This is a genomic window from Paraburkholderia sp. A1RI-2L (genome assembly GCF_048957375.1).
GTDB lineage: Bacteria > Pseudomonadota > Gammaproteobacteria > Burkholderiales > Burkholderiaceae > Paraburkholderia.
In genome coordinates, this window is record NZ_JARBTA010000001.1 from 944,903 (window position 1) to 971,250 (window position 26,348).

24 protein-coding genes are annotated in these 26,348 nt (G+C 65.8%); 18 read left to right on the forward strand and 6 right to left on the reverse strand.

The window, feature by feature from the left end; translation table 11 throughout:
• The first annotated feature begins 2 nt into the window (after positions 1 to 2).
• From PWP93_RS04440 to PWP93_RS04475, 8 genes are read left to right on the forward strand one after another with little or no spacing between them, the layout of a single operon-like run.
• The gene (locus PWP93_RS04440; RefSeq protein ID WP_421024176.1) at positions 3 to 1,343 is read left to right on the forward strand and encodes a CpaF family protein; all 1,341 of its coding nucleotides are present in this window, start codon (positions 3 to 5) and stop codon (positions 1,341 to 1,343) included.
• Positions 1,336 to 2,382: a type II secretion system F family protein gene (locus PWP93_RS04445; RefSeq protein WP_421043609.1), complete on the forward strand. Its 1,047-nt coding sequence runs from the start codon at positions 1,336 to 1,338 to the stop codon at positions 2,380 to 2,382. The genes PWP93_RS04440 and PWP93_RS04445 overlap by 8 nt, the downstream gene beginning before the upstream one ends.
• Entirely contained in the window at positions 2,379 to 3,404 is a 1,026-nt protein-coding gene (locus tag PWP93_RS04450) for a type II secretion system F family protein (RefSeq protein WP_421043610.1), read from the forward strand. Before PWP93_RS04445 ends, PWP93_RS04450 begins: the two co-directional genes overlap by 4 nt.
• Before the next feature lie 19 nt (positions 3,405 to 3,423).
• Positions 3,424 to 4,365 carry a pilus assembly protein gene (locus tag PWP93_RS04455; RefSeq protein ID WP_421043611.1) on the forward strand — a complete coding sequence of 314 codons (942 nt, stop codon included), beginning with the start codon at positions 3,424 to 3,426 and terminating at the stop codon, positions 4,363 to 4,365.
• Positions 4,366 to 4,399: 34 nt separating this feature from the next.
• Positions 4,400 to 4,831 carry a DUF3613 domain-containing protein gene (locus PWP93_RS04460; RefSeq protein ID WP_421043612.1) on the forward strand — a complete coding sequence of 144 codons (432 nt, stop codon included), beginning with the start codon at positions 4,400 to 4,402 and terminating at the stop codon, positions 4,829 to 4,831.
• Position 4,832: 1 nt separating this feature from the next.
• On the forward strand, positions 4,833 to 6,707 hold the full coding sequence (locus tag PWP93_RS04465; RefSeq protein ID WP_421043613.1) for a TadG family pilus assembly protein: 1,875 nt from the start codon (positions 4,833 to 4,835) through the stop codon (positions 6,705 to 6,707).
• A 12-nt stretch (positions 6,708 to 6,719) separates the two neighbouring features.
• Positions 6,720 to 8,111, forward strand: a complete 1,392-nt coding sequence (locus PWP93_RS04470; protein WP_421043614.1) for a sigma 54-interacting transcriptional regulator — start codon at positions 6,720 to 6,722, stop codon at positions 8,109 to 8,111.
• Positions 8,112 to 8,165: 54 nt separating this feature from the next.
• A complete protein-coding gene (locus PWP93_RS04475) occupies positions 8,166 to 8,942 on the forward strand; it encodes a DUF2968 domain-containing protein (RefSeq protein ID WP_421043615.1) in 777 nt (258 codons plus the stop codon).
• 197 nt (positions 8,943 to 9,139) lie between these two features.
• Here PWP93_RS04475 and PWP93_RS04480 read toward each other — a convergent pair whose 3' ends face one another.
• The gene (locus PWP93_RS04480; protein WP_421024168.1) at positions 9,140 to 9,319 is read right to left on the reverse strand and encodes a hypothetical protein; all 180 of its coding nucleotides are present in this window, start codon (positions 9,317 to 9,319) and stop codon (positions 9,140 to 9,142) included.
• 139 nt (positions 9,320 to 9,458) lie between these two features.
• On the reverse strand, positions 9,459 to 9,956 hold the full coding sequence (gene hfq, locus PWP93_RS04485; protein WP_421043616.1) for an RNA chaperone Hfq: 498 nt from the start codon (positions 9,954 to 9,956) through the stop codon (positions 9,459 to 9,461).
• A gap of 476 nt (positions 9,957 to 10,432) precedes the next feature.
• Between hfq and PWP93_RS04490 the strand changes: the two genes are divergently transcribed.
• From PWP93_RS04490 to PWP93_RS04510, 5 genes are all read left to right on the forward strand, one after another.
• Complete coding sequence (locus PWP93_RS04490; protein WP_421024166.1) at positions 10,433 to 10,582, forward strand: hypothetical protein; 150 nt, start codon at positions 10,433 to 10,435, stop codon at positions 10,580 to 10,582.
• A gap of 35 nt (positions 10,583 to 10,617) precedes the next feature.
• Positions 10,618 to 11,169 carry a sigma-70 family RNA polymerase sigma factor gene (locus PWP93_RS04495; protein WP_421043617.1) on the forward strand — a complete coding sequence of 184 codons (552 nt, stop codon included), beginning with the start codon at positions 10,618 to 10,620 and terminating at the stop codon, positions 11,167 to 11,169.
• 116 nt (positions 11,170 to 11,285) lie between these two features.
• The gene (locus PWP93_RS04500; protein WP_421045009.1) at positions 11,286 to 12,101 is read left to right on the forward strand and encodes an anti-sigma factor family protein; all 816 of its coding nucleotides are present in this window, start codon (positions 11,286 to 11,288) and stop codon (positions 12,099 to 12,101) included.
• A 10-nt stretch (positions 12,102 to 12,111) separates the two neighbouring features.
• Entirely contained in the window at positions 12,112 to 13,725 is a 1,614-nt protein-coding gene (locus tag PWP93_RS04505) for an FAD-binding protein (protein ID WP_421043618.1), read from the forward strand.
• 46 nt (positions 13,726 to 13,771) lie between these two features.
• Positions 13,772 to 14,131 carry a hypothetical protein gene (locus tag PWP93_RS04510; protein WP_421043619.1) on the forward strand — a complete coding sequence of 120 codons (360 nt, stop codon included), beginning with the start codon at positions 13,772 to 13,774 and terminating at the stop codon, positions 14,129 to 14,131.
• On the opposite strand, the gene PWP93_RS04515 is transcribed toward PWP93_RS04510, so the two are convergent.
• The 3 genes from PWP93_RS04515 to PWP93_RS04525 form a co-directional block, all read right to left on the reverse strand.
• Positions 14,128 to 15,906 (reverse strand): AMP-binding protein, encoded by a 1,779-nt coding sequence (locus PWP93_RS04515; protein WP_421043620.1) that lies wholly within the window; start codon positions 15,904 to 15,906, stop codon positions 14,128 to 14,130. The two genes, PWP93_RS04510 and PWP93_RS04515, sit on opposite strands and share 4 nt — an antisense overlap.
• A gap of 68 nt (positions 15,907 to 15,974) precedes the next feature.
• Positions 15,975 to 17,189, reverse strand: coding sequence for an MFS transporter (locus PWP93_RS04520; protein WP_421024161.1), 1,215 nt, complete (start codon positions 17,187 to 17,189; stop codon positions 15,975 to 15,977).
• Between the two features lie 308 nt (positions 17,190 to 17,497).
• Positions 17,498 to 19,027, reverse strand: coding sequence for a hypothetical protein (locus tag PWP93_RS04525; protein WP_421043621.1), 1,530 nt, complete (start codon positions 19,025 to 19,027; stop codon positions 17,498 to 17,500).
• A 139-nt stretch (positions 19,028 to 19,166) separates the two neighbouring features.
• Between PWP93_RS04525 and PWP93_RS04530 the strand changes: the two genes are divergently transcribed.
• Complete coding sequence (locus tag PWP93_RS04530; protein ID WP_421043622.1) at positions 19,167 to 19,940, forward strand: SDR family oxidoreductase; 774 nt, start codon at positions 19,167 to 19,169, stop codon at positions 19,938 to 19,940.
• Positions 19,941 to 19,998: 58 nt separating this feature from the next.
• Complete coding sequence (locus tag PWP93_RS04535; RefSeq protein WP_421043623.1) at positions 19,999 to 21,690, forward strand: long-chain fatty acid--CoA ligase; 1,692 nt, start codon at positions 19,999 to 20,001, stop codon at positions 21,688 to 21,690.
• Between the two features lie 46 nt (positions 21,691 to 21,736).
• On the opposite strand, the gene PWP93_RS04540 is transcribed toward PWP93_RS04535, so the two are convergent.
• Positions 21,737 to 22,120, reverse strand: a complete 384-nt coding sequence (locus PWP93_RS04540; protein ID WP_421043624.1) for a hypothetical protein — start codon at positions 22,118 to 22,120, stop codon at positions 21,737 to 21,739.
• A gap of 241 nt (positions 22,121 to 22,361) precedes the next feature.
• Between PWP93_RS04540 and PWP93_RS04545 the strand changes: the two genes are divergently transcribed.
• The 3 genes from PWP93_RS04545 to frc all read left to right on the forward strand — a co-directional run bounded on the left by PWP93_RS04545 (position 22,362) and on the right by frc (position 26,327).
• On the forward strand, positions 22,362 to 23,081 hold the full coding sequence (locus PWP93_RS04545) for a GntR family transcriptional regulator (protein ID WP_421024157.1): 720 nt from the start codon (positions 22,362 to 22,364) through the stop codon (positions 23,079 to 23,081).
• 199 nt (positions 23,082 to 23,280) lie between these two features.
• Positions 23,281 to 25,026 carry an oxalyl-CoA decarboxylase gene (gene oxc / locus PWP93_RS04550; RefSeq protein WP_421024156.1) on the forward strand — a complete coding sequence of 582 codons (1,746 nt, stop codon included), beginning with the start codon at positions 23,281 to 23,283 and terminating at the stop codon, positions 25,024 to 25,026.
• Positions 25,027 to 25,076: 50 nt separating this feature from the next.
• Positions 25,077 to 26,327, forward strand: a complete 1,251-nt coding sequence (gene frc, locus PWP93_RS04555; RefSeq protein ID WP_421024155.1) for a formyl-CoA transferase — start codon at positions 25,077 to 25,079, stop codon at positions 26,325 to 26,327.
• The last annotated feature ends 21 nt before the right edge of the window (positions 26,328 to 26,348 follow it).

A 26,348-nucleotide genomic window follows, 5' to 3' on the forward strand; every position in this document is an offset into this window, starting at 1 on the left:
CCATGGCGGATAACATCCAGTTTGCCGATGACGCGCCCTTGTTCGCGCACAGCCAACAGTTCCAGGACATCAAGAACGCGGCGCACGAGCACCTGCTCACCCGCATCGAGGAGCTAGGCGCCGAGTTCGGCCGCTGGTCGCGTCAGGCGATCAACCAGTTCGTCGATCTGGAAATGGACAGCTTCGTGCGGCTGCGGCACATCCCGATCAACGAGAGCGAAGTGCGTGCGATCGCCGGGGCGCTCACCAAGGAGCTCGCAGGGTTCGGGCCGATCGAGGACCTGCTCGCGGACCCGGCCGTCGAGGACATTCTCATCAACGGCTTCAGCGACGTTTACGTATCGCGGCACGGCATCCTCTCGAAGATTCCGGTGCGCTTCTCCGACAACGCGCATCTGCTGCGCATCGTGCGGCGCATCCTCGCACCCATCGGCCGGCGTCTGGACGAATCGAATCCGATGGTCGACGCGCGCCTGCCCGATGGCGGGCGCATCAACGTCGTGATCGAGCCGCTCTCGCTCGCGGGGCCCATCGTCTCGATTCGCAAGTTCCGCAAGGATCCGCTGCGCCCCGACGATCTGCTCGGCAACGGCACGTTCGGCGTGGAGATCGGCGCGCTGTTCGAAGCGGCGGTGCAGGCGCGCTGCAATATTCTCGTGTCGGGCGGCACGAGCTCGGGCAAGACATCGCTCCTGAACGCGCTGGCGTTTCATATTCCCGAGGTCGAGCGCGTGGTGACGATCGAAGACACCGCCGAGCTTTCGCTCAATCACCCACACGTGGTGCGGCTCGAAAGCCGCCCCGGCGGCTTCGACGGCACGGGCGTGGTGACCATTCGCGACCTGCTGCGCAATACGCTGCGCATGCGCCCGGACCGCATCATCGTGGGCGAAGTGCGTGGCGGCGAGGTGCTCGAAATGCTCCAGGCGATGAACACGGGCCACGACGGATCGATGGCGACGGTGCACGCGTCGTCGCCGCGCGAGTGTCTGTACCGGCTCGAAATGCTGGCGGGCTTTGCGGGCTTTCAGGGCACCGAAAGCAGCCTGCGCCGGCAGATCGCCAACGCCGTCGACTTCATCGTGCAGATCGGGCGCCTCTCCAGCGGACGCCGCCGGATTCTTTCGGTTACCGAAGTAACGGGGCTCGCGGACAATATCATCGCGACCCAGGAACTGTACCGCTACGAGCCGGTCATGAACGCGGACGGCGAGGAGGTCGACCGCTGGGATTCGCTCGGCATCCATCCGCACTCGCCCAAGCTCGCGCGGTTTCGCCAGGCGCTTGCGGCTTCGTCGAATTTCGGCTTTGGCGGCGGGCGCGACGGGGGCTTCAATGTCTAGCGCGATCGCGCTCATTGCGGCGCTTGCGCTGCTGCTTGCCGCTGCCGGGCTGATGCTCTGGCAGCGCGCGCAGCAGCGCACCTCGCGTGAGCATGTGACGCGTTTTGTCGATAGCCGGATGAGCGCCGCAGCCCAGGCGACCCCGGTCGGGGCGATGCCGGGCACGCCCGCCGCATCCAGACCCGCTGCGGCCAGATCCGATGAAGTGCGCGCCGCCTATGTGGGCGGGAACGCCGCCACGCGCGGCGGGGCGCTGCCCTTGGCGGCGCTGCAGCCGCACGACTGGAGAGGCCGCGCGAGGCTCGCGCTGCAGGGCATGCTGAGCCGTGCCGGCATCGTCGACATGCGCAAGCCGCTGGCATTCGTCGGCTTGATCGCGCTTGCACTGACGCTGTTGGCGCTGGCGGTCGGCGGCGTGCCGGCGGCGCTCGCCGTGGTCGTGCTGGTGGTGGCGCTGGTGGCCTTCGCGCTCTCGGTGCGCATGCAGCGGCGGCGCGCGCGGCTCGTCGCGCAATTGCCTTCGTTTCTCGATGGCATTGTGCGGCTGATCGTGCTCGGCAACAGCGTGCCGGCCGCGTTTCAGGCCGCGCTGGTCACCACCGAAGCACCGTTGCGCGAGTGCCTCGATCACGTTTCGCGCATGCTGCGCGCCGGCGTCGAAATCGATCGGGCGCTCAATCACGTCGCACAGGTCTATGGCGCGCGCGAACTCGAACTCGTGGGCGCGGTGCTGCGCCTTTCGGTGCGCTACGGCGGCCGGGTCGACGTGATGCTCGAACGCATGGCAATGTTCATGCGCGATCTCGAACAGGCGCAGCGCGAACTCGTTGCGATGTCGGCGGAAACGCGTCTCTCCGCATGGGTACTCGCGCTGTTGCCGCTCGGTATCGCGGGCTTGCTCATTTTGACCAACCCGCGGTATTTCGCGTCGATGTGGAACGATCATTCGGGGCGTCTGCTGGCGTACGGGGCCATGGGCCTGCAGATGCTGGGCGCTTGGCTGCTGTACCGGCTCACGCGGCTCAAGGGGGCGCTGTGAGCGCGCACGGTCTCGGTGTGCTTGCGCTGCTGCTTGGCGCGCTCGGTTTCGCCTTGCTTGGCGCGCTCGCGTGTGCGCGGCTTCTGGCTGCGCGCAAGAGCGGGCGCGTGCTCGATCAAGCGATAGTGAACCGCGCGGCGCAGACGGGCCAGCAAGGCGCGGCCACCCTCGATGCACGCACCGCGGCGTCACGCGGCGCACAGGGGGGCACCACGACCAGCGACGCCTCCATCGGCGTGTCGAAACGCTCCGCACTACCAGGCATGATCGACGCGCTCGGCGCGATGGGCGTGGGCTGGCTCGATACCTCGCTGGGCAAGCTGATCGTTGCCGATGAAGACCGCGGCCTGCTCGATCAATGCGGCTACGTCGACGCGCGCGCAAGGGGCCTGTATTGCATCGTTCGCCTCGTATGCGCATTCGCGATGGCGGCACTGGCTGCGTGGTGCAGCATCGCGCACGGCGTGCGGCCCGTGGCCTGGGCGGGTGGCGGTCTGTTATTCGGTTTTTTCCTGCCGAAGCTCGTGATGCGTCGCCGCGCGCACGCACGGCTCGATGCCGTGGCCGACGAGTTGCCGATGCTCGTCGATCTGCTGCGCCTGCTGCAGGGCGTCGGGCTCTCGCTCGATCAGAGCCTGCAAGTGATGATCAACGAATTCCGCGTCGTGCTGCCCGTGCTCTCCGGCGAAGTGGAGATCGCGCAGCGCCAGTTCGTGGCGGGCCGCACGCGCGAGCAGTCGCTGCAGCGCATGGCGTCGATTTACGAAAACGAGGACCTGCGTGCCGTGATCCGGCTGCTCGTGCAGGTGGACAAGCACGGCGGCGCCGTGCAGGAGCCGCTCAAGCAATTCGGCGACAGGCTGCGCGAGGTGCGCCGCGCGACGTTGCGCGAGCGCATCGGCAAGCTCACCGTGAGGATGACCGGCGTGATGGTGGTGACCCTGCTGCCCGCGCTGCTCATCGTCACGGCGGGGCCTGGCGTGATCGCTGTCCTGCATTCGCTGGCATTGGCCCGTCATTGAGGGGCGGCGCGATCGACCCATGAACACGACTGGAACCATCATGAAGCATTTCATCGTCGACACGGTTGCGCGCCGTGTGCTGGCGGCCATGGCTGGCATGGGGCTCGCGGCGCTGGCCGCGTGCGGGACGCCGCAGGGCTATGGAGTGGGCCCGCAGGCGCAGGCCGAAATGCAGATGCGCGCCAGCACCCACGACCCGGTGCCGGATACGCCGGGCATGTACCTTGGCCTGATTTCCCGGATGCAGGCCGAAGGGCTTTATTACGCATCGCTCGCGCATATCGATGCGTTCGAGCGCCAGTACGGCGCCACGCCCGATTCGATCGTGCTGCGCGCCGACGCGCTGCGCGTGACGGGGCAAGCGGGCGCGAGCGCGGCGGCTTACACGCAGTTGCTCGACACGCCGCTCGCGGCGCGCGGCCATCGCGGGCTTGGTTTGCTTGCGGGCGCAGCGGGCGACTTTCGCAAGGCTGCGCTGGAGCTTGAAGCGGCGTCGCGGCTCGACCCGACCAACGCGACTACGCTCTCCGACCTCGGCTATGCGTTGCTGCGCGATGGCGACGTGGCCGGCGCGCGCGTGCCGCTGCTCGAGGCGCTGGAGCTCGATTCGCACAACGCGAAGATCGTCGCGAACGTGGCGCTGCTATTCGAGGCCGGCGGCGACGACGCCGATGCGCAAGCGCTCATGGCACGTCAGGGCTTGCCCGAGCAGACCCGGGCGGCGATAGCACGCGATGCGCAGAAGGTGCGCGAAGTGGAGCGCGCGCGCCAGGTAGCGCAGCAGCGCGAATCGAAGGGTCAGCCCGCGCTGCGCATGGCGCAGCGGGCCGCCGCGCCCCCATCGCGCTCGTTCGCGAGCGCCCAGGGCGTCCAGAGCGCCCAAAGCGCCCAAAGCGCGCAGAGCGGCTGGTCCGGCGGCGACGCGCAGCCGCGCCTGGTCGAACGCTTCGCCCCGCAGTAAGGACTCGCGCGAGACGAGGAATATGAGGACTACGATGAAAACCAATCAGCTCATCGACGCGGGCGTTGCCGCGAGCCTGGCCGCTTCGGCGGTTTTTCGGGCGTGCCACCATCGCGCTGCGATGGCCGTGCTCGTCGCGAGCATGAAGATTGCCTTGGTGCTCGTCGCGCCGGCGGCGCATGCCGAGGGCATGGACGCGCAGACGGATGCGCAAACCACCGGCGAGCCGGTTCCGAACAGCGAAATCGGCCACTCGACGAGAGCCTGGCTCGATCTTCAGCGCAGCAACGCCCAGGCGGCGCCCGCGCTGCCGATGCTCGGCGAGGAGGCGGGCTACGCCTGGCGCCGCTACATGAAATCGTTCGATACGGACATCCCGACCAGCTTCGGCTCGACGGTCCAGACCGGCAACGGACAAGGCGGCGGAGTCGGCGGCGCAACCATGGGCGGGGGAGGCGCGTACTGAGATGGTGGCGCGCTCACGCCAGCCGGCTCGTGCCGGCTTTCCCGGCGCTTGCCGCGCGCATGCGCGGCGTCAGCGCGGCTCGCTCGCGGTGATGGCGGCCATCGGGCTCGTGGTGGCCGTGGCGGCGCTGGGCGTGCTCGACGTGGCGAATCTCTATCTTGCGAAGCGCGCGTTGCAGAACGTCGCCGATTTCGCGGCATTGGCCGCGGCGCAACAGATGGACGACCGCTGCGCGCAGCCGCTCGTGACGGCGACCGCCAACGCGGCGAGCAATGGTTTCGTGGTGAACGGCACGACGCGCACGCTGGCCGTCGCCTGCGGGCGCTGGGACTCGAATGGCAACGGCGGGATGACCTTCGTGAGCAACGGCACGCCGCCGCTCAACGGCGTGCAGGTGAGCGTGACGAATACCGTGCCGTATTTCTTCCTCGGGCCGGCGCGCCAGATCACGGCGAACGCCACGGCCAAGGCGTCGGTGATCGGCTCGTTCCAGGTCGGCACGTCCCTCGCCCAGGTGAATCTGCTCAACGGCATGCTCGGCGCGCTGCTCGGCGGCACCCAGGTCCAGCTCGACGCGGCCTCGTGGACTGGCCTCGCGAATGCCAATGTGAAGGTCGCCGATCTCGCCGCTGTCGCCACGTCAGCCGGAACATACGATGGCTTGCTCGCCGCGCAAACCTCGGTAGGCGGCCTGGCCAACATCCTGCTCGCGGCCGTCGGCCGCGACGGGGCGCTCACGGCTAATGCCGCGGCGGCGCAAAACGCCCTGAGGGCGGTGGCCGCGCTCGTTCCGCGGGGGACGCTCAACTCCATCCAGCTGGTGTCGCTGTCCGGCTCGCCGGCCTTGCTGCAACTCGGCGTGGCCAACGCCGAATATGCGGCCGACGCGAGCGTCAACGTCCTGCAAATGCTGATCGCCGGCGCTGAGATTGCCGCCGCCGGCAATGCGCCGGTCACGTTCAGCCTGGATACGACCGGATTGAGCGGCGTTCTGCCCGTGAGCGTCGCGCTCACGCTGCAGGTGATTTCGCCGCCTTCGATCGCCGTGGGCGAGCCCGGCTACATCGAGGGAACCAGCACGTGGCGCACCCAGGCCCAGACCGCGCAGATCCTGCTGGGCGCGAACGCCGTGATTTCGACGACGAACACCACGACCTCGTATCTCGGCATCGGCTACGTCCTCGATGTGAGCGTGCAACTGCCGCTCTACGTGGTCGCCGCGCAAGGGCAGGCGTGGCTGCAATCGGCGCAGTGCGCGGCCAGCAAGACGGCAAGCACGCAGACGATCGGCGTGCAGACCGGGCTCGCCAATATTTGTATCGGCACGCCGCTCGCCGGCGGTGTGCAAGCGAAGGACGTGAGCGGCTTTAGTTGCGCCGGCACGAACGCCCGCTGGAATGTGGCGAGCGTGTCGTTGTTGGGCACGGCCATCGCCACCGTGAGCGCGCCTTCGGTGGGCGTGCCCGTCGTCAATCCGTCCAGTGCGGTCCTGATGTTCGACGGCGACGGCAATCCGATCACCGGCAATTCCGTCAATTCGAATGCGATCGGCGCGGTGCTCGACAACTCGCTTCAGTCGACCGTGACGACACTGGGCCAACTGACCGAAAGCAGCAACGGCTTGCAACTGACGCTGCTGCAGGGGGCGCTCAACTCGCTGCTCGGGCCCATCATCGGAGGCGTCGTCGGCGGACTGGTCGACGGTCTCGCCATGCCGGTGGTGAAGGGCATACTCGGCACCACCCTCGGCCCCGTGCTCCAGGGGCTCGACGACATCATCCTCGGCCCTTTGCTGCAATTGCTCGGCGTTCAGCTCGGCGTCGCGACCGTGACCGACTATCCGCTCACCTGCGGTGTTGCAACACTCGTTCAATAAGACAACCCACCGATGCGAACCACCACCCCCATCGAGGAACTCGACCTCTACGTCTGGGAAGGCAAAGCCGATATTGTCGAGCGCGTCGCGCGCTGCATGGCGAGCCTCGACGTCGAGGTGATCCGCGCCGACGACACGGCGGTCTCGCCGCAACGCATCGCCGTGCGCTCATCGATCGCCATCGTCAGCGTGAGCGTGATCGACACCGGCGCGCTGGTGCTGCGCGACTGGCAGGCCACGCACGGCATGCCGGTGATCTGGGTCGGCGCGGCGCCGCGCGACAACGACCCGGCCATGTATCCCGCCGAGTACTCGCACATTCTGCCGCTCGACTTCACCTGCGCCGAACTGCGCGGGCTCGTGTCGAAGCTCGCGGTCCAGTTGCGCGCGCATTCGGCCCAGACGGCGGGCGCGGACATGCTCGTGGCCGAGTCCGAGAGCATGCGCGCGCTGATGAAGGAGGTGGATACCTTCGCCGACTGCGACACGAGCGTGCTCGTGCACGGCGAAACCGGCACCGGCAAGGAGCGCATCGCCGAGCTGCTGCACCGCAAACACAACCGTTACGGCGCGGGGCCATTCGTGGCCGTCAACTGCGGTGCGATCCCCGATGGCCTGTTCGAGTCACTGTTCTTCGGGCATGCGAAGGGCTCGTTCACGGGCGCGGCGCTCGCGCACAAAGGCTACTTCGAGCAGGCCGACGGCGGCACGCTGTTTCTCGACGAAATCGGCGATCTGCCGCTCTATCAGCAGGTGAAGCTGCTGCGCGTGCTGGAGGACGGCACGGTCACGCGCATCGGCTCGGCCACGCCGCTGAAGGTGGACTTTCGCCTTGTCGCGGCGACCAACCGGCAACTGCCGCAACTGGTGAAAGACGGCAAGTTCCGCGCCGATCTCTATTACCGCCTTGCCGTGATCGAGCTGATCGTGCCGTCGCTGGAAGAGCGCGGCGCGGTGGACAAGATCGCGCTCTTCAAGGCGTTCGTGGCGTCGGTGGTGGGCAGCGAGCGGCTCGCGGCGCTGCCGGATCTGCCGTACTGGCTGGCCGACTCCGTGGCGGCGATGCGCTTTCCGGGCAACGTGCGCGAGCTGCGCAACCTGGCCGAACGGGTCGGCGTGACGGTGCGGCAGATGGGCGACTGGGACGCGCCGCGCCTGCGCCGGCTCCTTGCGGGATCGGGCAGCGTTCAGCCGGCGCCTGGGGAGTCGGCGATGGCGCCCGTCGTCGATCGCAGCAAATGGGACATGGCCGAGCGCAGCCGGCTGCTGACGGCACTCGATGCGAACGGCTGGCGCCGCAAGGACACGGCCCAATACCTGGGAATCAGCCGCAAAGTGTTATGGGAAAAGATCCGCAAATACCAAATTTTCGACGAAGAGCCCGCAACCGGCGAAACTGAGTAATAATTGTGCGATTTTGTAAAATCATACAAAAGCACTGTACAAAACAGGGACTTCATGAGCGACAAGTGGAGAGTTCGACAGCTTGCGTTGGCCGCGCTGATGCTGCTCGGGGGACTGGAATCAGGCTGCGCGCAGCCGCTGCAGCAGGGGACGGCGCAATCGACCCAACCGGCGCAATCGGCCGGGCAGTCGACGGTCAACGTGGCCGCGAACATGGCGGCACAGGATCCGGCAACCACGGCGGTGCAGCCTCAGGCGGCGCCGGGCGCGCAGCCATTGCCGGGGACGCCGGTCGCGCTGACGCAGGAGGAGGCGCAGCAGAACGCGGCGGGCAATGTGGCCGAGCTGCAGCAGATGATCCGCGGCTCCGATCTCAATGAATTGCGCACGACCTACAACGGCACCTATGGTGCGAGTCTCCTGTTCTACGGCAAGGAGATGACCTATTACGTGACGTTGTTCCAGAACAAGACGTTCTGGCGCGTCATCAAGACCAGCGACGAGACGCGCGCCGAGGCGATCTATCGCGATTTCGTGCAGAAGACGCTGCAGTTGTCGGATGTCGAGATCCGCCGCACGCGCCTCGAGGCGCAAAAGGCGTACACGGCCCGCATGATTGCGCTGACGCAGGATCACGCCAATCGCCTGCAGGCCGATCTCGCGATTGCGCGCCAGCAGCAGGCCATTGTCGCGGATCAGCAGAAGCAGGCGCGCACTCAGGCCAATGCGCTTCAGGTCGAGAAGGCGGCTGCGCAGGATCAGCTGCGTGCAGCGCAACGCCAGGTGCGGGAGCTGCAGCGCGAGGTCGAGGGCGGCTTGCCGGTCCGGTGATCAGATTGCTGGCAGGGCGGATGGGAGACGAAGGCGGGCGTCCGTGACGCGCCGCCTTCGTTGCCTTCGGGGGCGATGTTTCGCGAAAACCTGACGAATTCCTGGTGAAGGATCGTGGGCGGTGCAAGGGGCCCATACGGACCCGCCTGGATCATGGCGACCCGTTCGGATCGCCCGACGGGCGCCGATGCGCGGCCTCAGTGCTTGCCGTGACGATGATGCTTGGCATGGCCTTTGCCGGTGTCGTCGGCGGGCTCGGGCCTGGAGGGGGGCGGATCGACGGCGATAGGGTCGCTTGCCGGGAAAGTCTCTTCGAGCGCTTCGTCGAGCGCATCTTCCTGCGAGGGCTGAGGAGACTTCGGTTTGGATGAACTCATGGCGTTCTCCGGGCGAAGAGAGTCGCCTTCAGGATAACGCAAAGAGAAAGACCACGAGCGCATGGCCGAATCTTGTGCACTTGCGCTTCGCGCGATCGGCGGTGGCAGAAAATGCGCGCGCGGCCCGCGCGCGCATGGCTCAGCCGTTGTTCGAGCCTTCGCCGCTGTTGCCGCCGTTGTTCACGGCACCGTAGAGCCGGCGACGGCGTGTGACGACCACCGGGCCGTCCTGGGCGGGGCGCTCGGGCGAACCGGGTAAATTGGACGGGCCGGACGAGCCAGACGCCGACCAGGATTCGCGCGGTTCGCGCTCCCGGGGCTCGCGCGATTCGCGCGAACCATGGCCGCCGTGGCCGCCATAGTTGCCATGCGGGCCACGGCTCGTATGCTCGCCGTGCGAAGGGCGCGGCGTGCGCGGACCCGGGCGCGTGCCGGTGTCGAGCTGGATGGTGGAGATGGCGCGTTTGTAGATGCCTTGCAGGCCGACAGGCGTGCGCAGCATCACCAGGTACTGATCGAACGACTCGATGCATCCGGTCAGGCGAATGCCGTTGACCAGATAGATTTCAACGCGCTTGCGCTCTTTGCGCGCGGCGTTCATGAAGTCGTTTTGCGGGTGCGATTCTGCGGAAGGCATGGACGAATTTTGACCAGGCGGCTCAATGCCGCAATTCATTTAGAAACGTTTGCTCGCCGGAATTCTACCTTGTGCCGGCAAAGCGCGCGTGCGTTGACATACTTTATTGCAGAACTATACCGGCTAGCGGCCACAATGGCGGAATTGGCGGGCTGGCACCTTGCATGTCCGCAAAGATCCACAAAGCGGGTCTCGAACCATCGGACGCGCTGCCGGCGCATACGTTCATAGCGTAGTGCAAAGCGTGCGCGAACGTGTCACCGATTTCGCTGTCTTGCGCACGCACGCGTCCGACCGTTCCCGCGCCTTATTGAATGGCGATTTTCCGGGCTTCCAGGCGTGCGTTCCGTGCGGCGACGCACGCGCGCGGCAGGCGCGCGATTGCAAACCGGGAATAACGCGCTGGCCTGCCGCGTTTACCTCTTGTCGACGTCGGCGGTTCAGCGCACGACGTCCACTCTGCACAGGAGATGACCATGAAGCGGTTTCGCAGTGTACTTGCCTGTCTTCTCTGTCTGACGATGGCCGCGGTCTCGGGTTCAGTGACTGCGTGCAGTGACATGAATTCGGGCGGCAGCAGCTCGTCGAGCAGCGCGGGCGGTTCGTCGGGCGGCGGCGGTTACTGACTCGCGGCTAGCCACGCCACCAGGTCCCGCGCGCCATGCTGCGCCGTCCGTCCTCGGAGTTCGAAGCGCAAGTAATCGCGCAACTCGCACCCATGCGCCGTTATGCGCGTGCGCTCACCGGCGACGCCGCCTGGGCCGACGATCTCGTGCAGGACGCCGCGGAGCGGGCGCTCTCGCGCGCCGCGTCGTTCCGGCCGGACAGCAACCTGCGTGCCTGGCTGCTGACGATCCTGCGTCACATCTACATCGACCAGTTGCGCGGGCGGCGCGAGATTGCGGTGGACGATGAAAGCGCGCCGTGGCGCACGCTGGAAGCACCGCACGGAGAAGTCGACGGCCTCGTGCTGCGGGATCTACAGCGCGCGCTCTATCAGCTTCCCGCCGCGCAGCGCGAGGTGCTGTTGCTGGTATGCGTGGAGGAGTTGAGCTATCAGGAGGCGTCGACGGTGCTCGGCGTGCCGGCGGGCACCGTGATGTCGCGGCTTTCGCGTGCGCGCGAGCATCTGCGCGCATTGCTCGACAGGGGACCGGTACAGGATTCGGCGCGGCACGTCGCGCCGCTCAGGGTGGTGGGGACCACGCGATGAACGACGACGAACTCGAACGCGAGCGCGCGAACACAGCACCGGCGGTTTCGTCCGATGGCGGGACGCCGCCTGGCCCGATCCCGCCCCCGGTCCAACCGATTGATTTGGACTCCGATATGGACCTTGCCGTGCTGGGTGCCTGGCTCGACGATGAACTGCCCGCCGACGCGCGCGCAGCCGTGCGGGCGCGACTGGCGGCGGACGAGCACGCCGCGCAGCGCGTCGCGGCCTGGCGCGCGCAGAAGGCCGCGCTGCAAGCGTTGTGCCGTGCCGGCGACGAAGCTGCTGTGCCGGCTTACCTGGTGCTCAGGCGACGTGATCCGTGGTGGCGGCGCGCGGGCCTCGCGGCGGTCTGGGCTGTCGCGGGCGCGGGCTTCGCGCTGGCAGCAGGCGCGCTGATGCCACAGTGGTTTCCAGGCGGCCCGTGGGGCGCGGGAGGGGCGGCAGGCGTGGCGGGCGTGGGCCAGGCCCCCGCATCATCGGCGCGCGACGCGCAAGGTTTCGCACGCCGCGCCGACGTGGCCTATGCCGTGTATTCGCCCGAAGTGCGACATCCCGTGGAAGTGGGCGCGGCGGACGAAACGCACCTCGTCGCGTGGCTTTCGAAGCGGCTAGGCAAACCGCTGGCCATTCCGCCGCTCGGCGAATACGGGTACGCGCTCGTGGGCGGCCGTCTCTTGCCGGGCGCGGCCGGCCCGGCAGCGCAGTTCATGTATCAGAACCACGCCGGTGCGCGGCTCACGCTCTACGTGAGCGCATCGGGCCGCGATCGCGATGCCGTGCATCTGCTGAGCGACGGCAGTCGTCGTACCTTCTACTGGAGCACCGACGGCACGGGCTATGCGTTGTCCGGCCCGGCCACCGAGGCTCGCTTGCGCACGATCGCCTATGAGGTGTGCGGCGCGCTCGGCGGCACGCCGGCCCAATGGTGAAAGGCGCACGATGGCGTCGCACGGATCCGAACCGGCCCGCGTGTTGCCGCAGGGCATGAGCGCGGCGCGCTTTGCGCGCGCGCTCGCCGCGTTCGAGGCCATCGTGGGCGCGCCCAACGTCTGCCGTGGGGGCGCGGCGCTCGCGCCGTATTTCGATCCGTTCGCGCCCGTCGAGGATGGGAGCGGACTCGCGTCGTCCTTTGCGCCCTCGGCGGCGCTCCTGCCGGCCAACATCGACGAGATCCGCGCGATCCTGCGTGTGGCCAATGCGGCGCGCGTGCCGCTGTGGACCGTCTCCACGGGCCGCAACTTCGCGTATGGCGGCGCGGCCCCGCGTCTCGCGGGATCGGTCGTGCTGGACTTGCAGCGCCTGAACCGCGTGCTCGATGTGGACGAGCGGCTCGCATGGGCGCTCGTCGAGCCCGGCGTGAGCTACTTCGATCTCCATGCGCATTTGCGCGAGCACGGCCTGAAGCTGTGGGTCGATCCGCCGGCGGCGGGCTGGGGCAGCGTGATCGGCAATACGCTCGAGCGCGGCTTCGGCTACACCGCATACGGCGATCATGCAGCGGCGCAGTGCGGCATGGAGATCGTGCTCGCCAATGGCGACATCGTGCGAACCGGCATGGGCGCGATCGGTACAGGCACGGCGTGGCAGCTCTACAAGCCCGGCTACGGGCCGTCGTTCGACGCGCTTTTCACGCAATCGAACTACGGCATTGTTACGAAGATGGGGCTCTGGCTGATGCCGGCGCCGCCCGCTTATGTGATCGGTGAAATCCAGTTTGCGCGCGAGGACGATCTGGGCGCGATCGCCGATACGCTGCGGGCGTTGCAACTGGATGGCACGATTGCGCAGCACGCCGTGATCGAAGGCGCGATCCGCCGCGCGGCCAGCATTGCGCCGCGCTCGCGCTGGTACGAGGGCGACGGACCGATGCCCGAGGCGGCCGTTGCGGCCATGCAGCGCGACCTCGATATCGGGCGCTGGAATCTGCATTACGCGCTCTACGGCGAGGCCGATGTAATCGAGCTTCAGCGCCGCAAGGTCGAGCGCGCGTTCGCACCCGTGCCGCACGCGCGCGCGTTCGCGAAACGTTATGCGGGCAGCGACGAGCCGCAGGGCGGCGGCGAGCGCAACATGGCCGGCATTCCGTCGATGAGCGCGTTTCGCATGCTCGACTGGCTGGGCGGCGAAGGCGCGCATGTGGACTTTTCGCCGCTTTGTCCCGCCGATGGCCACGACGCGCTGCGCCAGTACGCGCTCGTCAAAGCACGCGCGGCGGAATATGGCTTTGATTACTACGGCGGCTTCACCGCGGCGGGGCGCTGTCTGCATCATGTGTTCGCGGCGATCTTCGTGCGCGAGCGGCGCGACGATGCAGTGCGTGCGGGCGATCTGCTGCGCGCGCTGATGAGCGATGCACGCGCGGCGGGCTATGGCGTGTATCGTTCGCATCTGCTCTACATGGATTACGCGGCGGCGCAGTACGACTTCAACGATGGCGCGCTGCTGCGGCTCGCGCAGACGGTGAAGGATGCCCTCGATCCGCAGGGCGTGCTGGCGCCGGGCAAGCAGGGCGTGTGGCCGGCGGCGTGGCGCGCGATGCGCGGCTATACGTGAGATGGCTTGAGACTGTGTGAGGCTGGCACGGAACGGGGGCGACGCGATGAACCGGCGGACCTTTCTTCATGCAACGAGTGGCGCGTTTGCAGCGGCCTGCGCGGCGACCCCTGTGTGGCGGCCTGGCGCGCCGCCGATGCGCGTGGCGGTCTACGACCCGGCGCTGGAACAGGGCAGGGCGCTCGCGCGCAAAGCCGCGCGGCTCGGCGTGCCCGTGTTCGCAACCGGAGCACAAGGCGCGGACGACATCGGCACGCTGTGGCACGCGCAGCTTGCGCGCCGCCTCGAACCCCGCGCTGAAGCGCCCGCCGTCGTCCTGTGTGCACTACGTCGCTCCGACCGCTTCGTGCTGGAGCGTCTCGCTGCGGCGCGCGGCTGCATCGTGCTCGGTGTGCTCCGGAGTTAGCCCGCGCCCGCCTTGCCGATTTTGGCGATCTCTTCATCGCGCAGCTCGCGCCGCAGAATCTTGCCGATATTGTTTTGCGGCAGCGCCTCGCGAAACTCCACGAGACGCGGCACCTTGTAGCCCGTGAGCTGCTGGCGGCAGAACTGGATCAGCGCGTCCTCGGTGAGCGCGGGGTCGCGGCGCACGACGAATACCTTCACGCGCTCGCCCTGCACGGGGTCCGGCACGCCGATGGCCGCGACTTCGCGCACACCCGGATGCAGCGCGATCACTTCCTCGATTTCGTTCGGGTATACGTTGAAACCCGAGACGAGGATCATGTCCTTCTTGCGGTCGATGAGGTAAATATAGCCGCGCGCATCCATGATGCCGATGTCGCCCGTCGCGAACCATCCGTCATTGACGAAGCTGCGCGCGGTTTCGTCGGGACGCATCCAGTAGCCCTTCATGACCTGCGGGCCTTTTACGCACACCTCGCCCGGCTCGCCGAGGTTCGCCCACGTGCCGTCGTCGCGGCGAAAGCGCACCTGCGTGGAAGGCGCGGGCAGTCCGACCGATCCTTCGAAATCCTGAAGATTGGCGGGATTCATCGCCACGATGGGCGAGCACTCCGTGAGCCCGTAGCCATCGACGATCGGCTTGCCGGTGACTGCCTTGAAACGCTCGGCGATGGCACGCTGCGTGGCCATGCCGCCCCCCATCGCAAGCTTGAGACCCGAAAAATCGCGCTGGCGGAATGTCTCGTTCTCGAGGAACGCGTTGTAGAGCGTGTTGACCGCGCTGATGCAGCTGAACCTCTCATGACGCAGAACCTTCATCACGCGCGTCACGTCGCGCGGATTCGCGATCAGGATGTTGCGCCCGCCGATCGCCATGAAGCACAGCGCGTTCACGGCGAGCGAATAGATGTGATAGAGCGGCAGCGGCGTGAGAATGGCTTCGCGCTCGTTCACGAGTTGCCCGGCGATCCACGCCTTGGCCTGCAGCACATTCGCGATGACCGTGCCATGCGTGAGCATCGCGCCCTTGGCCACGCCCGTGGTGCCGCCCGTGTATTGCAGGAAGGCGAGGTCGTCGCGCTGCAGCGCCACCGGTGCGCGCGGCGCGCGGGCGCCCTCACTGAGCGTGTCGAGCAAGCGCACGGTGCGCACGCTGGACGGCAGCCGGTACACGGGCATGAGCTTCTTCACGTGGCGCAGCATGAAGTTGATGAAGCGGCCCTTGAGGTTGAAGCCTTCGCCCAGCAGGTCGCCCAGTTGCGTGAGCACGACGCGCTCGATGCGCGTGCCGGGCAGCGCGTTTTCCAGCGTCTTCGCAAAGCTTTCGAACACGACGATGGTTTGCGCGCCGCTGTCCTTCAACTGGTGCGCGAGCTCGCGCGCCGTGTAGAGCGGATTGACGTTGACGACGACGGCGCCGGCCTTGAACGCACCAAATAGCGCGACCGGATACTGGAACGTGTTGGGCAGCATGATGGCGACGCGCTCGCCGGACTGCACGCCCACGCCCTGCAGCCACGAGCCGAACGCGGTGGCCTTGCGGGCGAGTGCACCATAAGTCATCGGCGAGCCGGCGCTTGTGTAGGCCACGCTGTCGCGAAAGCGCGCGGTGCAGTCGTCGAAGAAGTGGGCGAGCGAGGTGTACTGCGTCACGTCGACTTCGTGCGGCACGCCCGGCGGATACGAGGCGTACCAGACGCCGTCGGTGTCCGGCGGCGCAGGGGCCGCCGGGTCGGGGTGGGGGTGAGCCAGCGGCGGCGGTGGCGTCTCGCTCATTGTCGTTCTCCGGGCGTGGCGTGGTCTCTCGCCATCTTGCACCATCTCGCGCCGGGCCGCGCGCCGCATCAACTGGTCATCTGTTTGGCGGTCTGCGTCATGTCAATGCCGCGCCGCTCTCGGCTGAACGGGATCAGCACGGCGATCACGACGGCCACCGTGCCCGCGACGATCGCCATCGCCATCCCGTAGTTCTGGCCGTGCGTGACGGCGAGCGAGGCTTGCAGCGTGGCATTCACAGAGGCGAGCAGGTTGCCGAGCTGGTAGACGAGGCCCGGGAAGGTTGCGCGCACTTCATCGGGCGAGATCTCGTTGAGATGCACCGGGATCACGCCCCATGCGCCCTGCACGGAAATTTGCATGAGGAACGCGCCGAGCGCGAGCAGCACGGGGCCCGACGAGAACGCCCAGAGCGGCAGCACCGGCAGCGCGATCAGCGCCGAGATGAAAATGGCCTTGCGGCGGCCGATTTTTTCCGAAAGCGAGCCGAAGAAAACGCCTCCCACAATCGCGCCGATATTCAGCGTGATGGTGATGAGCGACACCGTATGCGGATCGAAGTGATGCTGCTCGCGCAGGAAGGTCGGATAGAGATCCTGAGTGCCGTGCGAGAAGAAGTTGAATGCCGTCATCAGCACGATCGCGTAAAGCGAGAGGCCGAGGTTGTGCTTGAGCGTGGAGAGCAGGCTCGGGCGTGCGCGCTTTTCCATCTCTTTCCAGGCCGGCGATTCGGGCACGTGGGCGCGCACGTACAGCACGAGCAGCGCGGGCAGCACGCCAACGAAGAACATGCCGCGCCAGCCGATGTGCTGGTAGAGCACGCCGAACACGATCGAGGCAAGCAGATAGCCGCTCGGGTAACCGGCCTGCAGGAGGCCCGAGACGACGCCGCGCGCCTTTGGCGGAATAGTCTCCATGGTGAGCGCGGAGCCCACGCCCCATTCGCCGCCCATCGCCACGCCAAAGAGCGCGCGCAGCACGATGAACGTCGTGAGGTTGGGCGAGAAGCCGGTGAGCATTTCGAGCAGCGAATAGCACGCGATATTGACCATCAGCGTGGGACGGCGGCCGAATTTGTCGGCAAGCCGGCCGAAGATCAGCGCGCCTAACGGGCGCATGGCCAGCGTGAGCGTAATGGCAAAGGCAACGGCGGGGATTTCAGTGTTGAATTCGGTGGCGATATCTTTCAGAACAAAAACCATCAGAAAGAAATCGAATGCGTCGAGCGTCCAGCCCAAATACGCTGCGATCGTGACGTTCTTCTGCTCTCGCGTCCAGCTCATGGCGTTATTCTCCTTGTGTGGCCGCGCTTGTCCTGTCTCCCGGCAATGCGCGCATGGCTCGCTCAGCCCCGCGTGGCGAACTGCATACGAGTGTACGCTGCGCATTAAACATTTGCAGGAATGTCCGGCGCAACCTGGACAAATCCCTGGAGAATCGCTTTATCTGGACTTATCAGCCGAAAGGTTATTGTTTTTATGGTAATTAAAATGTAATTAAGTTGAATTGAAAATTGAATGTCCTGCGAATAACGTGCGCACGGTCTGATGCAATCATTGGCGATCCTGACTGAATCGGCGAGCGGGGCGGCTCAGCTTCGCACCAGCCATTCTGCGGTGCGGAAGACGATGTCGTCCCAGTCGCCGGGCGTGGTCTGGCGCAGCACGTGCGCCTCGCGCATCCAGGGAGAACGCGTGCCGGTTGCGCCCCAGCGCCACTCGCCGGCCGGATTGACGAGTACTGCAGTGGGCTTGCCGATCATCGTGGCGAGATTGGCGACGCCCGAGTCGACGCTGATTACGGCGTCCAGTTGTTCGATGCAGGCCGCAGTGTCGCCAAACGACATGATGCCCGGCGCGTAATGGGCGATGTTTCCGCGCGGCGAGCCGCCCATCATCTCGGCCACAGGGTGATGCAGGCTGATGAACCGAACGCGGCTGGCGAGCGCCGCGTTGGTCGTGAGGCGCTCGAGCGCCGCGAGCGGCAAGGAGCGCAGGGCAGCCCAACTGCGCTCCTTGCTGCGCATGTCGCGGTTGTGGCGTTGCGCGCAATCCCAGAACACGCCAACCAGCGCCTTGCCTGGGTGCTGGGCGCGCAACGTGTACGCCCAGCTTGCTGCCTGGTCGCGCGCGCGTTGCGGTGCGCGTATCCAGGCGGCGAACCAGGGATCGGGGCGCGGCTGCAGGTGGGCTGCGAGCATGGGCAGATGCAGCAGCGTGGCTTGCATCGTGGGTGCGAAAGCCTCGACGGCGGGCAGCGCTGATTCGTCCAATGGCGAGCGCGGGGCCATCGGTCTGCGCGCGACGACCACGCGGCAGCCGGCCAGCGATGCCTCGACGACGCTGTGGATCGGCTCGTCGCAGGTCACCATGATCTCCGCGCCGGCCGCGCGCCAATGCGCGATGCTGCCGAGCATCATGAACTGGTCGCCGTAGCCCATCTGGTGCGTGACCAGCACGCGTTCGCCGCGCAGGTCGCCTTGCCCGTCCCACATCGGCACTGCGCTGTATCGGTAGTTTCCGCTGTCACTTCGGTTGCGCCAGATCCAGTGCGAAAAGCCGCGCGCGTCTGCAGTGCTGAGCAGCGCCTCGGCGAGCCACTTGCGTGCCCGCAGTTTGTCGGGGTCGTGGTCATCGGCCGGAGCGTTCACCACTTGTTCCAGCAGCGCAATGGCGCGCGTGGTGTCGCCGCTCAGGTAAAGGTCGCGGCCGAGCCGTGCCTGATAGAACAGCGGCGACCAATCGAGCGTCGCGAAGTCGATCCAGGCCTGTGCGGCTTGTGCGTGCTGGCCCAGCAGGCGCAGCGCGCGGGCGCGCGCGTGCACGAAGCTGCGGTTGCGCGGATCGAGCGCCAGGCCCTTTTCGGCCCACGGCAGCATTTGCTCGTCGCGCCTCACACCGACGAGCGCTTCGCAAATCTGCAGCAGTAGCGCGGGTTCGGACGGGCAGCGGGCGTGCGCGACGAGTGCTTGCAAGAGTCGCTGTTCCGGATCGAGGGTCATTGCTGGGGAGGGGCGCGAGGGGCTATTTGTCGGGGAAATCCTAGTGAAGGGTGCGGCCGACAGATATCGGAGGCTTCTTAAAAGGGCGCCGCTGCACCCCGTCTGCGGATGCTGCTGCATGGGTGCGGGTCTTCGAGCATAATGAACGACCGTGCTTTTCCTGATTCCGGTGATGGGGCAGCGTCACTAGAATCGGTTTGATTCCCCGTGTATTCCGTAATGCGGATCCGGGCCAATAGACATCAAGGAGACTTTAAGCATGCAGGTCAGGGAATTGTTCGAACTGGGTGGGCAGACGGCACTTATTACGGGCGGTTCGCGCGGGCTCGGGCTGCAGATGGCCGAGGCACTCGGCGAAATGGGCTGTCGCGTCGTCATCACCGCGCGCAAGGCCGACGAACTCGCAGCGGCGCAGCAGCATTTGCAGGCGCGCGGCATTGAAGTCACGACGGTCGTGAGCGACCTGCAGCGTGCCGAGGCCGTCAAGCCGCTAGTCGACGAAACGCTGGCGGCATGCGGCCGGATCGATATTCTCGTGAACAATGCGGGCGCGACATGGGGGGCGCCGGCGGAAGACTATCCCGACGAGGCGTGGCACAAGGTCATGAACCTCAACGTCAACGCGCCGTTTTTCCTCGCGCGCGAAGTGGGCAAGCGCAGCATGATTCCCGCGCAGCGCGGCAAGATCATCAATATTGCGTCGATCGCTGGCCTGAAAGGCTCGCTTGGCGCGATGCAGACCATCGCGTACAACACCTCGAAGGCTGCGGCCATCAACTTCACGCGCGCGCTGGCCGCCGAGTGGGGCAAGTACAACATCAACGTGAACGCGATCTGCCCGGGCTTCTTCCCGTCGAAGATGACGGCGGGTCTACTCGACAAAGCCGGGCAGGCAGTGATCGATCGCACGCCGCTGCATCGCCTCGGCGACGAAAGCGATCTTAAGGGCGCGGTGGTGTTTCTGGCGAGCGCTGCGTCGCGGCATGTCACCGGCCAGCATCTGGCGATCGATGGCGGCGCGAGCATCGTTTGACGTCGCGCATCGCACTATGTGCCCGAATTTCACGAATCCCACGAGCCGACTACCCGCCATGCCCCAATCCACCTCCGCCGCGCCGCGCCCGAGCTCACCGTACTGGCCTGCGCATCTTCCGCCGCACATGAGCATTCCCGCCACGAACCTCTTCTACAACGCGGAGGTCTCGGCGGCGCGTTATCCGGACAAGCCTTTCATCGTCTTCTATGACACGCCCGTTACCTTCGCGCAGTTCAAGGACGAGGCCGAGCGCGTGGCGGGCTATCTGCAGACCGAGTGCGGCGTGAAGGCCGGCGACCGCGTGCTGCTCTATATGCAGAACAGTCCGCAATGGGTGATCGCCTATTACGGCATCTTGCGCGCGAACGCCGTGGTCATACCCGTCAACCCGATGAACCTCACCGACGAGCTCGCTCACTACGTGGAAGATAGCGGCGCGACCACCGCGTTCGTCGCGCAGGATCTGTATCCGCGCATCGCGTCGCTGGTGGGCGCGGGCGAGGGGCAGGGCCTGCGGCATCTGCTGGTCGCGACGTACAGCGATTATTTAAAAAACGAACCGTTCTCGCCCCCGCCCGAATTCGTGAGCGCGCCGCGCCACGTGGAGGGCCCGGGCGTTGCGCACTGGGCCGACGTGCTGGCGGCGGGCTGCACACCCGGCGCGCTCACGGCAGGGCCGGACGACCTGTGCGTGATGCCGTACACGTCGGGCACCACGGGCAAGCCCAAGGGCTGCATGCATACGCATCGCAGCGTGATGTCGACGGCCGTGGGTGGTTGCGTCTGGTTCGGCAATACTCAGGATTCCGTACAGCTTTCCGTGCTGCCGCTGTTTCATGTGACCGGCATGCAGGGCGGCATGAACAGCCCGCTCTACAACGGTTCGACGATCGTAATCCTGCCGCGCTGGGACCGCGACGCCGCGGCTCGCGCGATCGAGCATTACCGCATCACGACCTGGCAGTCGATCTCGACGATGGTTGTGGATTTCCTTTCGAATCCGCGCATCGGCGAATACGATCTGTCGAGTCTCGCCGCAATGCGCGGCGGCGGCGCGGCCATGCCCGACGCGGTGGTCAAGAAGCTGCGCGAGCTCACGGGTCTCGAATTCGTGGAGGGCTACGGCATGTCGGAGACGATGGCCGCCACCCACATCAATCCTGCGCAACACCCCAAGGCGCAGTGTCTCGGCATTCCGGTCTTCGACGTCGATGCGCGCATCGTCGATCCGATCACGCTCGAAGAGGTGCCCGAAGGAGAGGCGGGCGAGCTCATCATGAGCGCACCGCAAGTGATGCTGGGCTACTGGGGCAACCCGCAGGCAACGCGCGAGGCCTTCATCGAGCGCGACGGCAAGCGTTTTTTGCGCACCGGCGACCTCGTGCGGCGCGACGCCGATGGCTATTACTTCATGACCGACCGCCTCAAGCGCATGATCAACGCGTCCGGCTACAAGGTGTGGCCGGCCGAGGTCGAGGCGCTCATGTACCGGCATCCGGCCATCAAGGAGGTTTGCATCATCGGCGCTCAGGACCCCAAGCGCGGCGAGACGGTGAAGGCCGTTGTCGTGCTCGATCCGAGGCAGGTGGGCAGCGTGAGCGAAGCCGATATCGCCGCGTGGGCGCACGAGAATATGGCTGCATACAAGGCGCCGCGCGTCGTGCAGTTCGTCGATGCGTTGCCGAAGTCGGGCAGCGGCAAAATTCTCTGGCGCCAGTTGCAGGAAGAGGAGGCTGCCGCGCGCTGAAGTGCATTAAAGCGGCGCACCGAACCTCCTGCCTTCCTCGCGAGCCTCAAGCGCCTGCCAATGCCGGCAGGTGCAACTCGCTCCAGTCCCATCCTCCGTGCGCCGCTTCGGCGGCCGCGCCCTTTGTTCCCGTGTGCTGAGCGGTGTGACCCGGCGACCATTCGCCAGGCGCCTGCGCATTCTTGCGCCCGAGAATCGCCTCGCACAGAAAGTCGATGCTGTACGCCTTCAGCAAATGCGCGTGATGCGTTTCGATATAGGCCGCAAGGCGCGCCGCTTCGCCCTGGATCTCCGCGAGCGAGTAGAGCGTGGTGGGATCCCAGCGAAAGCGCAGTCCGAGTTCGGCAAAAGCGGAATTGAATGCGCTCAACTGGTTGTGCAAGTGCTGATCGTGTTCCGTGGCTTTGCGGCCGGCTGAAGAGTGGCTCATGGCTGGTCTCCGTGTGAGTTCAGATGACGTGAGCCAATCGTAGAAGCGTTGAAGAATAAACGATAGTTAAAGTTTTTTTCGATTTGTATAAATCACCGTATATAGATACGCGTCGCGAGCCGCTGATCATCGACCTACGCGTAAACCCGCTTGGTGACGCGCTTGCTTCTGATATATTGTATGGCACATATGGAATTTGCTTTTAACGACGGCTAAACACAACGTTGGAGACAAACCACCGATGTCTGCCGAAATCCAGGACGTAGCGGGGGGAGCCCCGCTGAGCTTGACGCTCGAACCCATCCACGCCACGGTTTCCCTGCGCGATCAGGCCTATGCGAAGCTGAAGCAGGCGATCGCAGAGACCGACATCTACCGCTCGCGAGACGAAATCCGCCTCGACGAGAAAGAGTTGACCGAAAAGCTCGGCGTGAGCCGCACGCCGGTGCGCGAGGCCATGACGCTGCTGGAACAGGAAGGATTCCTGCGTACTGTGCCGCGGCGCGGCGTCTATATTCTGCGCAAGACCCGCAAGGAGATCGTCGAAATGATCTATATGTGGGCCGCGCTGGAAAGCATTGCGGCGCGGCTCGCCACGCAGCGCGCTTCCGACGAGGACATCGCGCGTTTGCGCCATATGTTCGCGGATTTCGGCGAGGACAAACCCGCCGAGCACATCGAGGAATACTCGGAAGCGAACATCACGTTTCATCAAGCGCTGGTGGAACTGTCCAAGTCGCCGATCATCGTCGAGACCATCAAGAACATCTTCATGCATGTGCGAGCGATCCGGCGCATGACGATCGCGCAAAGCGATCGCGCGTCGCGATCGATCGTGGACCACATGCGGATCATCGAGGCCCTCGAGGCGCGCGACACCGAAAGAGTGGAGCGGCTCGTGCGCCAGCATTCGATCGATCTTGCGTTATTTGTCGAGGCGAACTGCGACTTTCTCGACTGAGCGGCTCGCGCGCACATGTTGCGTGCCGCTGTTGTGCATTTTAAGTGTTGCCGTTGGTCATGAAATTTGGACTCCGTAATAAATAGTGGCGCTTGGCGCTGCTGGATAAACCGGGGATCTCAAAAAACGCTTGACTAATATTGTGTGTGGAATATTGTATATCACGAGTAACCCAACGCCCCGCCAACGAGGAGACGTCATGGCAGAAGCAGGAATGAACGACGCGCAGAACAGCCCTGCGCAGGAAGCGCAACCGACGACCGACGGGTTTCACCTCGTCATCGATGCGCTGAAGCTCAACGACATCGACACGATTTACGGTCTCGTCGGTATTCCGATCACGGACCTCGCGCGTCTTGCTCAAGCTGAAGGGATGCGCTTCATCGGCTTCCGGCACGAGCAGAACGCGGGCAATGCCGCGGCGATCGCGGGTTACATGACGAAGAAGCCGGGCATCTGCCTCACGGTTTCGGCGCCGGGCTTCCTCAACGGCCTGACCGCGCTCGCCAACGCCACCACCAACTGCTTCCCGATGATCCTCATCAGCGGCTCGAGCGAGCGCGAGATCGTCGACCTGCAGCAGGGCGACTACGAGGAAATGGACCAGCTCAACGCCGCCAAGCCGTATGCCAAGGCCGCTTACCGCGTGCTGCATGCCGAGGACATTGGCGTCGGCATCGCCCGGGCGATCCGCGCAGCGGTCTCGGGCCGCCCCGGCGGCGTTTATCTCGACCTGCCAGCCAAGCTGCTTGCGCAGACCATCGACGCCGTGAAGGGCCAGCAGTCGCTCATCAAGGTCGTGGATGCCGCGCCGCGCCAGCTGCCCGCTCCCGACGCGGTCCAGCGCGCACTCGAAGTCCTCAAGACGGCCAAGCGCCCGCTCATCCTGCTCGGCAAGGGCGCGGCCTATGCTCAGGCCGACGCGCAGATTCGCGAGCTGGTCGAGAAGAGTGGCATTCCCTATCTGCCGATGTCGATGGCCAAGGGCCTGCTGCCCGACACGCACGAGCAGTCCGCGTCCGCCGCGCGCTCGTTCGTGCTCGCCGAATCGGATGCCGTCGTGCTGATCGGCGCGCGTCTGAACTGGCTGCTCTCGCACGGCAAGGGCAAGACCTGGGGGGCGCCGTCGCCCAAGCGTTTCGTGCAGATCGACATCGCGCCCACCGAGATTGACAGCAACGTGGCGATCGAAGCGCCCGTGATCGGCGATATCGGTTCGTGTGTCGAGGCGCTCGTCGCCGGCATGGGCTCGAACTTCCCGCAGCCGAGCGCCGAATGGCTCGGCGCCGTGGCGGAGCGCAAGACCAGGAACCTCGCGAAGATGGCCGCGACGCTCGAGAAGAACCCCACGCCGATGAATTTCCACAGCGCGCTGCGCGCGATTCGCGACGTGCTCAAGACGCGTCCCGACATCAACGTGGTGAACGAAGGCGCGAACACGCTCGACTATGCGCGTGCGGTGATCGACATGTACCAGCCGCGCAAGCGTTTCGACTCGGGCACGTGGGGGATCATGGGCATCGGCATGGGCTTCGCGATCGGCGCGGCGGTCACGAGCGGCACGCAAGTCGTGGCCATCGAAGGCGACAGCGCGTTCGGCTTCAGCGGCATGGAGCTGGAAACCATCTGCCGCTACAACCTGCCGGTTTGCACGATCGTCTTCAACAACAACGGCGTATATCGCGGCACCGACGTGAACCCGACTGGCGGCGCCGACGTCGCGCCCACCGTGTTCGTCAAGGGCGCGCGCTACGACAAGATGATCGAGGCGTTCGGCGGCATCGGCCACCAGGCCACGACTCCGGAGGAACTGACTGCGGCGCTGCTCGAAGCGATCGCGTCGGGCAAGCCCACGCTGATCAACGCAGTGATCGACGAATCGGCCGGCACGGAAAGCGGCCGTCTCACGAATCTCAATCCGCAAAGCGCGGCCATGAAGAAATAAGCTGAGTCTCCCAGGACACATCACAGGACACATTCATCAGGAGCCAAGACATGAGCAAACCCCTCGACGGCATCAAGATCATCGACTTCACGCACGTACAGGCGGGCCCCGCATGCACGCAAATGCTCGCGTGGTTCGGCGCGGACGTGATCAAGGTGGAGCGCCCGGGCGCCGGTGACGTGACGCGCTCGCAGCTGCGCGACATTCCCGAAGCGGACGCGCTGTACTTCACGATGCTCAACAGCAACAAGCGCTCGCTCACGCTCGACACCAAGAAGCCGGAAGGCAAGGAAGTGCTAGAGAAGCTGATTCGCGAGTCGGACGTGATGGTGGAAAACTTCGGCCCGGGCGCGCTCGATCGCATGGGCTTCACGTGGGAGCGCATCAAGGAGCTCAACCCGAAGATGATCGTCGCTTCGGTGAAGGGCTTCAGTGAAGGCCACCACTACGACGACCTCAAGGTCTACGAGAACGTCGCGCAGTGCGCGGGCGGCGCGGCTTCGACCACGGGCTTCTGGGACGGCCCGCCCACGGTCAGCGCAGCGGCGCTCGGCGACAGCAACACGGGCATGCATCTGGCCATCGGCATTCTCACGGCGCTGATCGGCCGTGAAAAGACCGGCAAGGGCCAGAAGGTGGCCGTCTCGATGCAGGACAGCGTGATCAACCTGTGCCGCGTGAAGCTGCGCGACCAGCAGCGTCTGGATCGCGTGGGCTATCTGGAGGAGTATCCGCAGTATCCGCACGGCACTTTCAGCGATGTGGTGCCCCGTGGCGGCAACGCGGGCGGCGGCGGCCAGCCGGGCTGGGTGCTCAAGTGCAAGGGCTGGGAAACCGATCCGAACGCGTATATCTACTTCACGGTGCAAGGCCATGCATGGGAGCCGATCTGCCGCGCGATCGGCAAGCCCGAGTGGATCAGCGATCCGAACTACATGACGGCCCAGGCGCGCCAGCCGCATATCTTCGACATCTTCGCGACGATCGAGGAGTGGCTCGCCGACAAGACCAAGTTCGAGGCCGTCGATATTCTGCGCAAGTTCGATATCCCGTGCGCACCGGTGCTCAGCATGAAGGAAATCGCCAATGACCCGTCGCTGCGCGAGAGCGGTACTATCGTCGAAGTCCCGCACAAAGAGCGCGGCACGTATCTCACCGTGGGCAGCCCGATCAAGTTCTCGGACCTGAAGCCGGAAATCACGGGTTCGCCGCTGCTCGGCGAGCATACGGATGAGGTGCTCGCGGGTCTTGGCTACACGCCGCAGCAGATCGCGGCGCTGCACGAGACGCGCGCGGTCTGAGGTACGGGACGCTCCGCAGGC

Bases quoted from the DNA above. Each gene is read 5' to 3' on its own strand.
- PWP93_RS04440 (WP_421024176.1), top strand. From the start codon at position 3: ATGGCGGATAACATCCAGTTTGCCGATGACGCGCCCTTGTTCGCGCAC.
- PWP93_RS04445 (WP_421043609.1), top strand. From the start codon at position 1,336: ATGTCTAGCGCGATCGCGCTCATTGCGGCGCTTGCGCTGCTGCTTGCC.
- PWP93_RS04455 (WP_421043611.1), top strand. From the start codon at position 3,424: ATGAACACGACTGGAACCATCATGAAGCATTTCATCGTCGACACGGTT.
- PWP93_RS04460 (WP_421043612.1), top strand. From the start codon at position 4,400: ATGAAAACCAATCAGCTCATCGACGCGGGCGTTGCCGCGAGCCTGGCC.
- PWP93_RS04465 (WP_421043613.1), top strand. From the start codon at position 4,833: ATGGTGGCGCGCTCACGCCAGCCGGCTCGTGCCGGCTTTCCCGGCGCT.
- PWP93_RS04470 (WP_421043614.1), top strand. From the start codon at position 6,720: ATGCGAACCACCACCCCCATCGAGGAACTCGACCTCTACGTCTGGGAA.
- PWP93_RS04475 (WP_421043615.1), top strand. From the start codon at position 8,166: ATGAGCGACAAGTGGAGAGTTCGACAGCTTGCGTTGGCCGCGCTGATG.
- PWP93_RS04480 (WP_421024168.1), bottom strand. From the start codon at position 9,319: ATGAGTTCATCCAAACCGAAGTCTCCTCAGCCCTCGCAGGAAGATGCG.
- hfq (WP_421043616.1), bottom strand. From the start codon at position 9,956: ATGCCTTCCGCAGAATCGCACCCGCAAAACGACTTCATGAACGCCGCG.
- PWP93_RS04490 (WP_421024166.1), top strand. From the start codon at position 10,433: ATGAAGCGGTTTCGCAGTGTACTTGCCTGTCTTCTCTGTCTGACGATG.
- PWP93_RS04495 (WP_421043617.1), top strand. From the start codon at position 10,618: ATGCTGCGCCGTCCGTCCTCGGAGTTCGAAGCGCAAGTAATCGCGCAA.
- PWP93_RS04500 (WP_421045009.1), top strand. From the start codon at position 11,286: ATGGACCTTGCCGTGCTGGGTGCCTGGCTCGACGATGAACTGCCCGCC.
- PWP93_RS04505 (WP_421043618.1), top strand. From the start codon at position 12,112: ATGGCGTCGCACGGATCCGAACCGGCCCGCGTGTTGCCGCAGGGCATG.
- PWP93_RS04510 (WP_421043619.1), top strand. From the start codon at position 13,772: ATGAACCGGCGGACCTTTCTTCATGCAACGAGTGGCGCGTTTGCAGCG.
- PWP93_RS04515 (WP_421043620.1), bottom strand. From the start codon at position 15,906: ATGAGCGAGACGCCACCGCCGCCGCTGGCTCACCCCCACCCCGACCCG.
- PWP93_RS04520 (WP_421024161.1), bottom strand. From the start codon at position 17,189: ATGAGCTGGACGCGAGAGCAGAAGAACGTCACGATCGCAGCGTATTTG.
- PWP93_RS04525 (WP_421043621.1), bottom strand. From the start codon at position 19,027: ATGCAGCAGCATCCGCAGACGGGGTGCAGCGGCGCCCTTTTAAGAAGC.
- PWP93_RS04530 (WP_421043622.1), top strand. From the start codon at position 19,167: ATGCAGGTCAGGGAATTGTTCGAACTGGGTGGGCAGACGGCACTTATT.
- PWP93_RS04535 (WP_421043623.1), top strand. From the start codon at position 19,999: ATGCCCCAATCCACCTCCGCCGCGCCGCGCCCGAGCTCACCGTACTGG.
- PWP93_RS04540 (WP_421043624.1), bottom strand. From the start codon at position 22,120: ATGAGCCACTCTTCAGCCGGCCGCAAAGCCACGGAACACGATCAGCAC.
- PWP93_RS04545 (WP_421024157.1), top strand. From the start codon at position 22,362: ATGTCTGCCGAAATCCAGGACGTAGCGGGGGGAGCCCCGCTGAGCTTG.
- oxc (WP_421024156.1), top strand. From the start codon at position 23,281: ATGGCAGAAGCAGGAATGAACGACGCGCAGAACAGCCCTGCGCAGGAA.
- frc (WP_421024155.1), top strand. From the start codon at position 25,077: ATGAGCAAACCCCTCGACGGCATCAAGATCATCGACTTCACGCACGTA.